The 14,147-nt window shown below is 51.0% G+C and carries 11 protein-coding genes; 9 read left to right on the top strand and 2 right to left on the bottom strand.

Features of this window, described 5'->3' with window-relative positions:
* Positions 1-15: 15 nt before the first annotated feature.
* The gene (locus ACKU4E_RS15475) at positions 16-537 is read left to right on the top strand and encodes a rhodanese-like domain-containing protein (protein WP_407944130.1); all 522 of its coding nucleotides are present in this window, start codon (positions 16-18) and stop codon (positions 535-537) included.
* A gap of 236 nt (positions 538-773) precedes the next feature.
* On the opposite strand, the gene ACKU4E_RS15480 is transcribed toward ACKU4E_RS15475, so the two are convergent.
* Positions 774-1,856, bottom strand: a complete 1,083-nt coding sequence (locus ACKU4E_RS15480; protein WP_320171985.1) for a response regulator — start codon at positions 1,854-1,856, stop codon at positions 774-776.
* A gap of 397 nt (positions 1,857-2,253) precedes the next feature.
* Here ACKU4E_RS15480 and ald point away from each other — a divergent pair, with 397 nt between their 5' ends.
* Together ald and ACKU4E_RS15490 are read left to right on the top strand one after the other, a co-directional pair.
* Positions 2,254-3,360, top strand: a complete 1,107-nt coding sequence (gene ald / locus ACKU4E_RS15485) for an alanine dehydrogenase (RefSeq protein ID WP_320171986.1) — start codon at positions 2,254-2,256, stop codon at positions 3,358-3,360.
* A gap of 111 nt (positions 3,361-3,471) precedes the next feature.
* Positions 3,472-4,230 carry an OmpA family protein gene (locus ACKU4E_RS15490; RefSeq protein ID WP_320171987.1) on the top strand — a complete coding sequence of 253 codons (759 nt, stop codon included), beginning with the start codon at positions 3,472-3,474 and terminating at the stop codon, positions 4,228-4,230.
* Positions 4,231-4,321: 91 nt separating this feature from the next.
* Here ACKU4E_RS15490 and ACKU4E_RS15495 read toward each other — a convergent pair whose 3' ends face one another.
* Entirely contained in the window at positions 4,322-4,720 is a 399-nt protein-coding gene (locus tag ACKU4E_RS15495) for a MucR family transcriptional regulator (protein WP_320171988.1), read from the bottom strand.
* Between the two features lie 616 nt (positions 4,721-5,336).
* Between ACKU4E_RS15495 and ACKU4E_RS15500 the strand changes: the two genes are divergently transcribed.
* The 6 genes from ACKU4E_RS15500 (at position 5,337) to sppA (ending at position 14,122) form a co-directional block, all read left to right on the top strand.
* The gene (locus tag ACKU4E_RS15500) at positions 5,337-7,811 is read left to right on the top strand and encodes a glycogen/starch/alpha-glucan phosphorylase (protein ID WP_320171989.1); all 2,475 of its coding nucleotides are present in this window, start codon (positions 5,337-5,339) and stop codon (positions 7,809-7,811) included.
* 383 nt (positions 7,812-8,194) lie between these two features.
* Positions 8,195-8,941, top strand: a complete 747-nt coding sequence (locus ACKU4E_RS15505; RefSeq protein ID WP_320171990.1) for an AMIN domain-containing protein — start codon at positions 8,195-8,197, stop codon at positions 8,939-8,941.
* A 355-nt stretch (positions 8,942-9,296) separates the two neighbouring features.
* Positions 9,297-10,058: a phosphate ABC transporter ATP-binding protein PstB gene (pstB, locus tag ACKU4E_RS15510; protein ID WP_320171991.1), complete on the top strand. Its 762-nt coding sequence runs from the start codon at positions 9,297-9,299 to the stop codon at positions 10,056-10,058.
* A gap of 408 nt (positions 10,059-10,466) precedes the next feature.
* Complete coding sequence (gene phoU / locus ACKU4E_RS15515; RefSeq protein ID WP_320171992.1) at positions 10,467-11,132, top strand: phosphate signaling complex protein PhoU; 666 nt, start codon at positions 10,467-10,469, stop codon at positions 11,130-11,132.
* A 373-nt stretch (positions 11,133-11,505) separates the two neighbouring features.
* Positions 11,506-13,254 carry a 30S ribosomal protein S1 gene (locus ACKU4E_RS15520; RefSeq protein WP_320171993.1) on the top strand — a complete coding sequence of 583 codons (1,749 nt, stop codon included), beginning with the start codon at positions 11,506-11,508 and terminating at the stop codon, positions 13,252-13,254.
* A complete protein-coding gene (gene sppA / locus ACKU4E_RS15525; RefSeq protein WP_320171994.1) occupies positions 13,241-14,122 on the top strand; it encodes a signal peptide peptidase SppA in 882 nt (293 codons plus the stop codon). Before ACKU4E_RS15520 ends, sppA begins: the two co-directional genes overlap by 14 nt.
* Positions 14,123-14,147 lie beyond the last annotated feature (25 nt).

Here is a 14,147-nt window from a genome sequence, read left to right on the forward strand (position 1 = left end):
GTTGTTGTGATGAAAATGGTGAAAGTTGTAAGTGCGGTTCTTGCCGTTTGTGTGCTCATGTTCGCCCTGGCAGGATGCCTCGGTTCCGATAAATTCGCTCAGGAAGTGGAAAAGGAAACCGGAGCTGTAAAACTGGTGCGCGAAGTACAGCGCGGTGGATATGATATTATCACAACCGCTGAACTCAAGGGACTGCTCGACAAGCACGAAGACATGGTCATTATCGACACCATGCCGTACGAAGCCAGCTACAAGAAAGAACATGTTCCCGGTGCGAAACAGTTTCTTTTCCCCATCCCCGATATGGTTGAGTGGGATGTAAAGGGAACAGACGGAAAGACCAAGGAACAGTTCATTGAAATGCTCGGACCCGACAAGGACAAGCTGATCGTTATCTACTGCGGTTTTGTAAAATGTACCCGCAGCCACAACGGTGCCGCATGGGCCAAAAAGCTCGGCTATACCAACGTAAAGCGCTACCCCGGCGGAATTTTTGCCTGGAAGGGAGCCAAAAATCAGGTGGAATCTGTAAAATAGATTTTTACCCGAATTCGTCTTTTTATGGCCGGGGCTGCTGCCTCGGCCTTTTTTTTACTCCGCCAAAAGCCATTTAAGAGGCTGAGTTTGATGCGCTTCGCGCTTATGATAATTTAATTCGCCTCTGGCAGCCAAAGGGGATAATCCCCTTTGGAATCCCTGTTAGTTTAATGGTGTGCTTTGAAAACCGTAGCTCCAAGCTTAAGGTTTATGGAGCTAAAGCAATAATTATTTTTTTATGCTTCGACCGCCAGAAGAACGCCCTGGAGTTTTTTTTCACCCCTTTGAAGCATTTCCCCTACAGCCTGACATGCCGTTTCTATATCTACCCCGGTGGAGAGAGCGCAAGCTGCCTTCAGTTCATTGATGGCTTCCCCCGGAGAATCGAACGCCGCGAGCATTCCGTAGCTGAACATGAATATGCGGTCTCCGATCGACATCGGATAAGTTGAGCAAGGCGGCAATCCAAGTCCGAGGCTTCCAAGTTCACCGCTTTGACGTTCTATGAGGAGCGGTTCACTGTCTCTGTGCAGAAAAATAACCGGAAGCGCACCGGAGTTGACTACTGTCAGGGATCTGTTTTCCCGGTCTATTTCCGCATAAGTTCCGGACAGGCCCGACCAGCAGCCAACGGTCTGTTTCAGCCTTATCCCTATGTTTCGCATTGTGGCTGATGGCGAATATATCGGTCCGGTGTTTGCGGACAGGAGGTCGCCGACTTTTTTCTGCAGCTCCGGGGAGGATACCGGGTCGGGAAGATTTATCAGCAGGTGTGCTTCCGAGCTGTCACGCAGGATCACACTCTCGTGGATAAAGGATGTTCCTTCTGCCCCGGAAGGCGTGGATATCGAACTTGTTCCCGGCCTTGGCACAGCGGTGCAGGTCTGCGGTGTTTTTTCTTCTCCGGGAGAGAGCATTTCCTTTTCCCCCATGGACAGAAGAAGGTGTATTTTGATGCGTTGCAGAACATCTCTGTATTCAAAAGGTTTGACTATGAAATCCACTGCACCGGCATCAAACCCTTTGGCGGTGTTCTTGGGATCGTCCAGGGCGGTAAGAAAAATTATGGGTATGTCGCAGGTAGCAGGGGAAAGGCGCAGGGCCGCTGCGCATTCAAATCCGTTTTCTCCGTCCATCATGATGTCCAGCAGTATGAGGTCCGGTTTTTCCGATTCTGCGAGACTGCGTCCGGCGCGGCCGTTGATAGCGGAAATTATCCGGTATCCGTACTGGCTCAGGATTACTTCCAGCAGTTCCAGGTTGAAGGGTTCATCATCAATAATGAGAATTCTGGGGACGAAATCAGGTTTAACAGGCATGGATGGTATCCCTTTTAATCTTGCTGGTGAGGGTGTTCCGGCTTCGGAATTATAAGTGCTTCGGAGAAAAGTATTATAAAATCTTTCCGAAATTGTACAATATTCGTTATTACGGATTGCCAACAAACTGCCGACCAAGGTAAACATATTACAAGCTGACGGGAACAAAGCAGGAATTTTTGAGTGTGATCCGGTTCCGTAAGTTGCACTTGTTTTTTTGCGCGGATCATGACTCTTTGGAGCTATTCATCAGCATAAATTATGTTTTGTTTTCTGTCGCGGTCTTTTACGTGCCGGTTGGCGGCTGTCTGGAATTCATGCCGGAGTTTGCAGGAAACAGGTTCATTATTCTGGCTCATCCTGAAATCAACGAAATTTTATCCGCAGGAGTAGAAACATGCTTATCGGTATTCCCAAAGAGGTCAAAACCATGGAAAACAGGGTCTCCATGACTCCTGGAGCCGTTGAAACGCTTGTCCGCAGAGGCCACGCGGTTGTTGTGGAGCAGGGGGCGGGAGTCGGTTCCGGGCTGGCTGATGAGGAATATGTTTCTGCCGGGGCCAGAATGGTTTCCGCCGAGGATGCCTGGGCTGCTGAGATGGTGGTCAAGGTCAAGGAGCCGGTTGCTTCCGAATACCGATTCCTGCGTAAGGATCTGATTCTTTTTACCTACCTGCATCTTGCCGCGGATGAACCTTTGACCGGGGCATTGCTGGATTCCGGCACAACCGGCATTGCTTACGAAACAGTCCAGCTTGCGGACGGCTCACTGCCTCTGCTTACCCCCATGAGCGAGGTTGCCGGGCGCATGGCAGCGCAGGAAGGGGCCCTGCATCTGGAAAAGACCAAGGGAGGACGGGGTGTCCTGCTGGGCGGGGTGCCCGGTGTGGCTCCGGCCAATGTCATGGTTCTCGGTGGCGGGGTAGTCGGCACAAATGCCGCCAAGATTGCCGCCGGCATGGGGGCGAGAGTGACTATTTTCGATGTGAATCATGCCCGGCTGCAGTATCTTGACGATATGTTCGGGGCACGAATTTCAACCATTACTGCAACCGAGCCGAATATCCGGGCCGCGGTCACCCAGGCCGACCTTGTGGTCGGAGCCGTTCTTATCCCCGGAGCCAAGGCACCGAATCTGATCACAAAGGGCATGCTTTCCACAATGAAAGAGGGGGCGGTCATAGTGGACGTTGCAGTTGACCAGGGCGGGTGTGTTGAAACCATCCGGCCAACAACCCATTCCGATCCCACATATGTGGTGGACGGGGTTGTGCATTACGGGGTCGCCAACATGCCCGCAGCCGTGCCCAGAACATCAACTTTCGCGCTCGTAAACCAGACACTGCCTTACGCCATGCAATTGGCTGACAAGGGGATGGACGCACTTGCGGCGAACCGTTCTCTAATGCTCGGCCTGAATACGAGAAAGGGACAACTGACCTGTGCTGCTGTAGGGGAGGCTTTCGGTATAAAAACCGTATCGCCGGATGATGTTATCGGTTAAAGCGGCATTCGGACTGATATGTGTATACCCGCCAACGGAGCTTGTCATTTTATCTGTTGGCGGTTAAACAGTTGACTGTTCGTAACTGGGTGAGTCCGCCGGAGATTTTACGTGGCCAAGAAAAATGAAGAAATAATATATGTTGTCGGGAAAGCCTCGACCGAGCCTCCACCGGAGGAGGGGTTGCCGCCGTGGATGGCAACCTTTGCCGACATGGTTACACTGCTGCTCTGCTTCTTCGTTCTTCTTCTTTCGTTTTCCAACCAGGACATCGCCAACTTTGAAGCCATGAAGGGCTCCATGCGGGATGCGTTCGGGGTTCAGTTTCAGGACAAAAGGGCTAAGCACATGGCTTTTTCCGAAAGTCCGTATGAAGCCTCGTCCACAAGTGCTGCGGCCAAGAAAAAGATGGCGGCCCTTGAAGTGGAGATCCGGGATTTTATAGCTGCCGGGAAAATGCAGGGCTTGATGGCTGTGAATACGGATCAGCACGGCGTGCTGGTGCGCGTACCCACCAGGGCCATCTTCAAGCCCGGGACTGCGGAGGTGAATCCCCATGCGCTCAAGGTGCTGGACAAGGTGGCCTCCGTGATGAAAAATAGGGATTTCAATCTGGTTGTCCGCGGGCATACCGATGACCGGGCTACCAGAAACAACATCTACAGCTCCAACTGGGAGTTGTCCGCTGCAAGGGCAGCCTCCTGCCTGCGTTACATACTCAAGAAAACAGGTATTTCCCCCAACAGGCTGAAAGCCGTGGGATACGCGGGCACAAAGCCTCTTGTCCCCAATTCTTCTGACCGGAACAGGGCCATCAACCGCCGGGTGGAATTCTATTATCAGCCGCCTTCAGACTCGGGAAAGTGGTAAAAAAAGAAGCACATCAAAACTCCCGTTTTAATTTCCGAAGAAACAGGCTGTGGTGATGTGCTCCGTGTTGAGGCCTTATCCTTTATTGCGATCAGGCATTTTTTTTGCGTTTTTCCCAGAGTTTCATATCTTTCATTTTTTTACGCCGCTCCCTTTGGAGGGATTTGCATACCAGAGGGGTCTTTTTGGCGTATCCCCATTTTTCGCGGTATTCGTCCGGGGTGAGACCGAATTTGGCGAGGTGCCGTTTGGTCAGAACCTTGAATGATTTACCTGATTCCAGGCAGATGATCGATTTTTCCCTAATAGCTTTTTTGGGGTCCACTGCAGGTATGGGGTCGCTTGAGCTCGGTTCCTGACTTCCTTCATTTATTTTCAGAATTCCATCGGCAAGCGTCTGGACCATTGAGATGATTTCTTCTTCCGTCATGGTGCGTACGCTGGCCTGCGCTTTTACGATTTCAAGAGCTTCTTTCAAATGATCGTCCATTTTTAACTCCCTTTTCTTGTCTGTAATTGTTCCTTCTGTGCTTAAGTCGTTTCTTAAGTATGTGTATATGCTGTGTCGAATCGAATGCACATTAAAGAGGGACGATTACTGTGTGCTGTCTCTGTTTTGCTGTTGTTTGTTGTTCTTTGAATAAAATCTCCACGGCATGGTAGATTACCATTAACATTATCCTGGGATAAAGGTGAAGAGGAATGTTTAAAAAAGTTTGTAGTTACTGTATGAAGTCGTGTTTATAAGTATAATGAAAATATTATGCCATGCTTGTTCTTGAATAGAAACAAGTTGAAATTATGCATGAACTTCTGGCTCTGCTGAATTATTTTTATTTATTTTTGTGCCCGGATGTATTGGAGATTATATGTCTGAGGTATGATTTTTTGTCTGTATATCGGAAGTCACATCTTTTTTAGGATAACCTGTGCCTGTTTTGGAATCAGGAAGAGAAATATTATCAAAACTCTCTATTACATTTTTTTCTGTAGTGCGGTATACGGGAACTAATGCGGTCCCGGATGCAATGGCAATGTTTACGGTCAATGCTCGGGAACAACTGCTGCCGAACAGAAAACAATGTGAAATCTTGCGAGGATGAATCATGAACAAAATGGATTCCAGCACTCTGCTTGAAGAGATGGGAGGCATGGACGTCGAGTCCATTGCCGAAAGCATCTGCCGCCATCACCTTTCCAACCTTGGGCGTGATTACGGCCGGTCCGACAGGTTTTCGCTCTACCAGTCTCTGGCTTATTCGTTGCGAGACAGACTTGTGGGTAACTGGATCAAGACTCAGCGGTCCTACTACAACCAGAGGGCCAAGAGCGTATATTATCTTTCCCTTGAATTCCTGCAGGGCAAGTCGCTTACCAGCAACGCTCTCAGTCTGGGGATAGCGAAGGAATGCTCCGAGGCGCTTGAAAAATTCGGATGCAGTCTTGAGGAAGTGGAAAGCGCGGAAGCCGATGCCGGACTCGGAAACGGCGGGCTGGGCAGGCTGGCCTCTTGTTTTCTGGATTCAATGGCGTCTCTGGGGATTCCCGGATACGGATACGGCATAAGATATGAATACGGGATTTTCAAACAGGCCATTGAGAACGGAGAGCAGGTTGAACAGCCCGATGACTGGCTTCACTCCGGAAATCCATGGGAATTCCGTAGACGCGGATTCATGTTTACCGTTCGTCTTTACGGTCGCGAGGAGCAGTACACGCACGATGACGGTTCCGTGCGTCACCGCTGGGCGGATACAGCCAAGGTCATGGCTCTGCCTGTGGATATGCTTATTCCGGGATACCGGAACGGCAATGTTATCAATATGCGGCTGTGGGAAGCTCAGACTTCCAGCCGTTTCAATCTGGGATTATTCAACAGCGGAGACTATATCCGTTCCATGGAGGATGCTGTCCGAACGGAAACCATATCCAAGGTGCTGTACCCCAACGACAGCTTAAGCAAGGGACGTGAACTGCGCCTTGTACAGCAGTATTTTTTTGTTTCCGCCACAATTCAGGACATGATGAGGCGTTTCAAAAAGCTGAAACTTGATTTCTCCGAGCTGCCCAACCGCGCGGTTGTTCACCTGAATGAAACCCATCCGGCCATCGCCATCCCGGAACTCATGCGTCTGCTTATTGATGAATATATGCTGAACTGGGATCAGGCGTGGAGAATCTGCCGCAGGACGTTTGCCTACACCAACCATACGGTAATGCCCGAGGCTCTGGAAAAATGGCCTCTGGAAATGATGCGCCGTGTTCTACCCAGACACGTTTCCATAATTTTCGAGATAAACCGCCGGTTCATGGAGGATGTCAAAGACCGTTTTCCCGGTGATGAAGCAAGGTTGAAGCGTATGTCCATAATTGAAGAAGGTGAAGCTCCGCAGGTGCGCATGGCCTGGCTGGCCGTGGTGGGGAGTTTTACCGTCAACGGAGTTTCCGCCCTGCACAGCGAGCTTATACGCAAGACCATTTTTCAGGATTTTGCGGAGATCTATCCCGGACGATTCACTTCGGTGACCAACGGGATAACCCCGCGCAGGTGGCTTAAGCAGTGTAACGGTTCTCTCTCGGACCTGATTACGGAGAAGATCGGCGACAGCTGGATTACTGATCTCGACCGGTTGCAGGAACTCAAGCCGCTGGCCGATGATCACGAATTCCAGAACCGCTGGTACGAGTGCCGCCTGAGACAGAAAGAGCGTCTCGTAAAGTATGCCCGTGATGATTACGGGCTGTATCTGCCAACAGATTGGCTTTATGATGTGCACGTCAAACGCATTCATGAGTACAAGCGGCAGGTGCTGAACATCATCCACGCAGTCACTCTTTATTGCAGGCTGAAAAAAGACCCGAACAGCGTAGCCGTGCCGAGGTTGAAGATTTTCGCTGGCAAGGCCGCTCCCGGATATTTTCTGGCCAAACGGATCATCAGACTGATCAACTCCGTAGGTGCTGTGGTCAACTCCGATCCGACAGTCAACCATAGGCTGCGCATTGCCTTTATGCCGAACTACAGGGTTTCCCAGGCCGAGCGGATCATTCCGGCAACGGATCTGTCCGAACAGATTTCGCTGGCGGGGACAGAGGCTTCCGGCACCGGGAACATGAAATTCGCTCTTAACGGAGCCTTGACCATAGGAACACTGGATGGGGCCAATATCGAAATAATGGAAGAAGTCGGAAGCGAGAACATGTTCATTTTCGGCATGGACGCAGAAGAGGTCGAGGCCCGCAGACGCAATGGATATGATCCCCGCCGGGTTGCCGCGGAAGATGCCGAACTGTCCGAGGCTCTGCATTATATCGGTGACGGCACCTTTTCGGATGGAGACCGGGAGCTATTTCGTCCTGTTCTCGATTCTCTTTTTGACGGGGGTGATCCCTACATGGTGCTGGCCGATTACCGGTCCTATGTTGAAGCGCAGGACAAGGTTGAAGCACTCTGGCTCGATCGCGAGAACTGGCTTAAAAGTTCCATCCTGAACACCGCCGGTTCAGGGCGTTTTTCCAGCGACCGGGCCATAATGGACTATGCTGGAAGCATCTGGGGAGTGCGGCCCATGCATAGCTGATTCCGGATTATTGTCATCGTCCTTTCCGGGGCGGGGGAAACAGGATAGAATGTTTTCCTCCGTCCCGTCTTATTTGCTGCACCTTTAACAGTCTGAATTTGATATGCTTCGTGCTTTTGGTTATTTATTTTAGCCGCCGGCGGCCAAAGATGAGAATCTCCTTTGGACCCCTTACTGGTTTATGGTAAATGCACTGAAAGCAGCTGCTTTGACCAAATGTTCTGCCAGGCTAAGTAAACAGCCGTATTTTTTTAAGCATGTAACGTTCCATTTATCCGAAAGATTGTGCCGCGCCGAGGCGAATGTGCCACACCACCCTTTGCATTCGGGCTGAAATTATCTATGCTGCCCTCATCAGAATTTTTCAAGCCACGGAAAACATAATGAAAATACGTCCACTTACTATCTTCTTGCTGATCGCTCTGGTTCTTGCCGGGGGTGCTGCCGGGCTTTATCATTTCGGCGTGTACGATTCCATCCTGTCCGGAATGCAGGACCGCAAGGAACAGCCTGCCGGAGAAGGACCGGTGGTGCGCAAGGAAGTCAGCAGGCTGGTTCTGCCTTTGAAATCATCGCAGCAGAATGAGACGGATAGTTCCGCCGCGGAACTGCGCGAATCCGATCTTCACGCGGGAAATTCCGATAAACCTGCAGATGAACCGTCTGCCGGGACAACTGAAAACCGTACCGAAACAACACCCGAAATCCAGCCGACAGCCGTGGCGGAAAATAGCACCGCCGAAAAGTCGGCTCCTGCAGAGGAGAAGAAGGAATCCGGCAAGCTTCCGCAGGCAGCTGCGTCAGATAGAGGAAAAGCCGGTCCGCTGAAGGTTTCATGTTCAGCAGGCAGCATGTCTGCAGATATTGCGCTGACAACGAAAAGCGGAAGAGTGAAGTGGTTCAACCTGAACAAACCACGCAGGTTGGTAGTGGATATCCTTGGAAAATGGGATTTCAAAGACCACTCGGTCTACAGACTAAAAAGCTGCATGGTGGAAAAAATTGTAGTCGGGGAACATCCCGATAAGCTTCGTCTTGTTTTTTATCTTAAAGGAACAGAGATTCCTGCCAGGATTGCACCCTCGGTCAAAAAGAGTTCGGGCAGGCTTAGTCTGGGACTTAAGTTCTGATTCAGGACGGAACAGCTTTCTACTCTTCACCCGACATTTTGCTTTGAACCGTATTACACGGGATGAGGGAATGTAGGGTATTACGGTGTGGCAACGTGGTTTTAAACTGGATTTTACGTGTGCTTTTCTTCGCTTCCGTCTACGCTTCCAGCCGGGCTCACCTTTGTTTTTATTCTTCCTATTCTGCGTAACATAAATGTAACATTTGGGTCATTGCCTTGTAACCCGTGCCGGATATCACATGAACATCCCGCAGTTGCCGGGCGGCGTTAGCATATGTCAGCAGAATCCTGGGCCGGAAGGCTCCGGCCTTTTAATCTATATTGAATGAAACAATTTTATGGAGAGTTTTGCAATGGGGCAAGCTGTTAAAATCGCTTCCAAAAACCTCGATTTTTACTATGGGGACTTCAAGGCGCTTGAAGGCATAGACATGGCTTTTGAAGAAAACAGGGTCACAGCGTTGATCGGGCCTTCCGGGTGCGGAAAAAGTACCTTTCTGCGCTGTCTTAACAGAATGAACGATCTTATCCCCGGAACCAGGGTGGACGGCGCACTTACCCTTGACGATGAAGATATTTACGCACAGGGACTTGATGTTGTCACACTCCGTCGGCGCGTGGGGATGGTTTTTCAGAAGCCGAACCCTTTCCCGAAGTCCATTTTTGAAAATGTCGCATACGGTTTGCGCGTAAACGGCATCAGTGACAAGGAGTTCATTGCCCGTAAGGTTGAGGAAAGCCTCAAGGGCGGCGCTCTTTGGGACGAAGTCAAGGATCGCCTCCATTCATCGGCCCTCGGGCTGTCCGGCGGGCAGCAGCAGCGTCTGTGCATTGCCCGCGCTCTGGCTGTTGAACCGGAAGTGCTGCTCATGGATGAACCTGCTTCGGCTCTGGACCCGATCGCAACCCAGAAGATCGAGGATCTCATTCACGAGCTGAAAGTTAAATTTACCATCATCATAGTTACTCACAGTATGCAGCAGGCAGCGCGAGTATCCGATCAGACTGCTTTTTTCTATATGGGCAGACTGATAGAGGTGGGCAGCACGGAAACAATGTTCACCAAACCCAAAAACAAGCAGACTGAAGATTACATAACCGGACGTTTCGGTTAGCAGGCAGTGCGGAAACGGCAGTCGCCTAGGCTTGGTCCGACTCCGTTTCCAACGTGTCCGTTTTTTATGCGGTCTTTCCAAGACCGGTCTTACCTGCGTAATCTGTTGCAGAGTTGCATTAAAAGCAGACCGGTTGCGCAGGTTTTGGGGTTCGGAATTTGTCTCAGTTGCAGGGACGGAATTTTTAATGTGCTGCTTCTGCACAAAGGAATCAGTTCTTCGGGATGCTGGGGAAGTAACCTGAAGTCGGGCTGAGCGTGGTTTTGGCTTTATATCGTTTGTTGTGGGGAAAGCCGGCCTGCAGCATGCTGATCCGCTTTGCGATGTTGCGGATCAATACCCGACTCCGGGTAGGGCATGTCCGGGCTGGAAAACGGTAACGGTTTTTGTTTCAGGAGATTGAATAACATGGAGCATCGCGCTCACTTTACTAAAAAAATGGACGACCTGAAGGTTCAGGTCCTGCGTATGTCCAGCATGGCTGAAACGGCCATGCACAACGCCGTCAAGGCCCTGGGCGATTGCAATGCAGAGCTGGCTGAGGATGTCATAATGAATGACATCAAGATCAACGAGCTTGAATGCGAGCTTGATAAATTCAACATCGAACTGCTCGCTCTGGACCAGCCCATGGCCAGAGACCTCCGGTTTATTGTCGGCTCCATGCGCATCAGCAGCAACCTTGAACGTATCGGCGACGAAGCGGTGAACCTTGCGCACAGGGCCGTCTTTCTGAGCACCCGGCCTCCTTTGCCTTTCAATCAGCTGCTGGAGAAGATGTCCAACGTTACCCGCGAGATGGTCAGCATGGCGGTCAAATCATTTGCGGACGAAGATCATGACCTGGCATCAAAGGTTTGCGGAATGGATAATGAAGCGGACAGCCTGAACCTGCGTATTCTCAAGGGATTGATCGAAAACATGGTGACGGAAACCAGAATAGTAGAGCGCGGTGTGCACCTCATCATGTCCGCCAATCATCTGGAGCGTATCGCTGATCAGGCTACCAATATTGCCGAATCGGTTATTTTCATCACTCAGGGCGTTAATATTAAGCATCAATGCCGTGGTTAATCTCTTTTCAGCAGACAGTCTTTCGAAAGCCGGACCGGTTCCGGCTTTTTTTGCGTCCCGCGTTCGGGAGAGAGCAGCCGGTCTGGGAGTGGGGGAGTTAATTGGGTTTACACGAATGCTTTTTTAGGATAGAAGCAATTCTCTTAATCTCAAGCTGATAATCAGTTGCGAAAAACCGCAGGTTTTGCGGTGCAACCGAGTGCCTGAGATATCCCCGTAACGGGCATTAGGGAATGATGCGGCCGCTTTAAGGCCAACGGACAGTCCGGGCTTCGGCTGCCTCGGAACGCATGACCGGGTTGAATCCAGTGCATCACTCCCACGAAATATATGCCGAAATTTTGTCCGAGGTCATCGTTGTTGGAGGTAACCCATGGAAAACAATGAAAACATGAACGCCGAAATGGAAATGGACTTCGAGGCAGCCCTCGAAGATTACCTTAATGCCGATTTCGGAAATCTGGACGAAGGAAGCATCGTTTCCGGTGAAGTTGTTAAAGTTGACAAGGACTTCGTTCTTATCGACGTAAACTTCAAGTCCGAAGGCCAGATCGCAGTATCCGAATTCACGGATGCTGACGGTAATTTGACCGTGAAGGTCGGTGACAAAGTAGATGTTTTTGTTGCAAACAAAAACGAAAGCGAAGGCACCATCCACCTTTCCCGTGATAAGGCCAAACGCATGCAGCTCTTCGACAAGCTTGAAGAAATGCAGGAGCAGGAAGGCGTTGTCGAAGGCAGAATCGTCCGCCGCATCAAGGGCGGCTACACCGTCGACCTCGGCGGCGTGGAAGCATTCCTGCCCGGTTCTCACGTCGATCTGCGTCCCGTTCCCGATATGGACGCTCTTGTAGATCAGACCTACGAATTCAAAATTCTGAAAATCAACCGTCGCCGCAGCAACGTTATCGTTTCCCGCCGTGTTCTTCTCGAAGAACAGCGCAACGAAATGCGTTCTCAGCTGCTCGGTACTCTTGAAGAAGAGCAGACCGTTAAAGGTAAGGTCAAGAACATCACCGAATACGGTGTATTCATCGACCTCGGTGGTCTGGACGGACTTCTGCATATCACTGACATGTCCTGGAAACGCATCAAGCATCCCAAGGAAATGGTTGCCCTCGGTGACGAACTGGAACTGAAAGTCCTCAACTTCGACAAGGAAGGACAGAAAGTTTCCCTCGGCCTCAAGCAGCTTGTTCCCGATCCCTGGGAAGACATTTCCGGCAAGTACCCCGAAGGTTCCAAGTTCACCGGCAAGGTTACCAACCTCGCTGATTACGGTGCTTTTGTTGAGCTTGAAGCCGGTGTTGAAGGACTGGTTCACATCTCCGAAATGTCCTGGACCCGCAAACTGCGTCATCCTTCCCAGATGGTGCGTGTAGGCGATGAAGTAGATGTAGTTGTGCTGGGTGTTGATCCCGACAAGAAACGCATCTCCCTGGGCATGAAGCAGGTTAAACCCAATCCCTGGGATGTTGTTGCAGAGAAGTTCCCCGAAGGAACCATCCTTGAAGGCCAGATCAAGAACATCACCGAATTCGGTGTGTTCATCGGCATTGAAGACGGCATTGACGGCCTGATCCATGTTTCCGATATCTCCTGGACCCGCAAGGTTCGCCATCCTTCAGAAGTATACAGCGTGGGCGATACCGTTCAGGCCAAGGTACTTACTGTAGATAAGGAAAACGAAAAGTTCACTCTCGGTGTAAAGCAGCTTTCCGAAGACCCCTGGTCTCAGGTTCCCACCAAGTACCCAGTGGGCTGCACCCTTGAAGGACTTATCACCAATATCACCGACTTCGGTCTCTTCGTTGAGGTTGAAGAAGGCATAGAAGGTCTGGTTCACGTTTCCGAAATCTCCCACAAGAAGATCAAGAACCCTTCCGAAATGTTCAAGGAAGGCGTGACCATTCAGGCCAAAGTCATCCATGTGTCTGCTGACGAACGCCGTCTCGGCCTGTCCATCAAGCAGCTCAAGGAAGAAGAAGACAAACGTAAACCCAAAGAATTCCGTTCCGGTCCTGCCGACAGCGGCAACTCTCTGGGTGAACTGCTGAAACAGAAACTTGCCGACGCTACCGAAGCCAAGGCTGCCGCAGAGTCCGAGGATGAAGAATCCTAAGAAAGGGTTCTCTGTCAGGCATCCGTTTCTTTTCGGATTAAGTCTGTTGTTTATGGCTGTGGCCCTCATATGGGGGGCCACAGCCTTTTTTCATGGCAGCTCAGGACTTTTCGGCTCCGGAAGGATAGGCATAGTCAACATACAGGGAACCATCACCGAATCATTGCCGGCGGTAAAATTTCTGCGCGAACTGCGCCGGGATGACTCCGTAAAGGGCGTGCTGCTGCGTGTGAATTCTCCCGGAGGGACCATTGCGCCTTCCCAGGAGTTGTATCACGCGGTCAAGGCCTTTGCAGAGGTCAAACCCATAGTTGCCTCCTTCGGGACTGTTGCCGCTTCCGGCGGGTACTACGCTGCCGCTCCGGCAACCAAAATACTGGCCAGCGCCGGGTCCATTACCGGCTCCATCGGCGTCAAGGCGGAGTATGCAAGTTTCCGCCAGCTCATGGACAAGCTGGGCGTGGAACCGGTCATAATCACCAGCGGCAAACTCAAGGGCGCGGGATCGCCTTATTCCGAGATTACTCCCGAGCAGCGTGAATATCTTACCGGTCTTATCATGGATATCCACAACCAGTTTGTTGATGATGTGGCCAGAGCACGCAAGCTGGATCGCAAGGATGTTGAAAAGATTGCCGACGGCCGGGCCGTAACCGGGCGTGAAGCCAAGGAACTGGGGCTGGTTGACCGGCTTGGCGGTTTTGAAGACGCTGTCGGACTGCTCAAGGCTCTTTGCGGATTGGAAGGCGATGTCCCGGTTGTTGAAGGTCCGGAGGAGGAGAGGCCGCTTCTAAAGGAAATTCTGGGATACCTCGGCTTTGAACCCAGAGGAACAGCTACCGGAGACGGTCTTATTTTTTCTTTCTGATATCATTTTCTATCTGGGGAGGGGT

It is taken from the genome of Maridesulfovibrio sp. (assembly GCF_963677005.1).
GTDB lineage: Bacteria > Desulfobacterota > Desulfovibrionia > Desulfovibrionales > Desulfovibrionaceae > Maridesulfovibrio.

Coding starts and splice junctions, on each gene's coding strand:
- ACKU4E_RS15495 (WP_320171988.1), bottom strand. CDS start 4,720: ATGGACGATCATTTGAAAGAAGCTCTTGAAATCGTAAAAGCGCAGGCC.
- ald (WP_320171986.1), top strand. CDS start 2,254: ATGCTTATCGGTATTCCCAAAGAGGTCAAAACCATGGAAAACAGGGTC.
- phoU (WP_320171992.1), top strand. CDS start 10,467: ATGGAGCATCGCGCTCACTTTACTAAAAAAATGGACGACCTGAAGGTT.
- ACKU4E_RS15520 (WP_320171993.1), top strand. CDS start 11,506: ATGGAAAACAATGAAAACATGAACGCCGAAATGGAAATGGACTTCGAG.
- ACKU4E_RS15475 (WP_407944130.1), top strand. CDS start 16: ATGGTGAAAGTTGTAAGTGCGGTTCTTGCCGTTTGTGTGCTCATGTTC.
- sppA (WP_320171994.1), top strand. CDS start 13,241: ATGAAGAATCCTAAGAAAGGGTTCTCTGTCAGGCATCCGTTTCTTTTC.
- ACKU4E_RS15505 (WP_320171990.1), top strand. CDS start 8,195: ATGAAAATACGTCCACTTACTATCTTCTTGCTGATCGCTCTGGTTCTT.
- ACKU4E_RS15500 (WP_320171989.1), top strand. CDS start 5,337: ATGAACAAAATGGATTCCAGCACTCTGCTTGAAGAGATGGGAGGCATG.
- ACKU4E_RS15480 (WP_320171985.1), bottom strand. CDS start 1,856: ATGCCTGTTAAACCTGATTTCGTCCCCAGAATTCTCATTATTGATGAT.
- pstB (WP_320171991.1), top strand. CDS start 9,297: ATGGGGCAAGCTGTTAAAATCGCTTCCAAAAACCTCGATTTTTACTAT.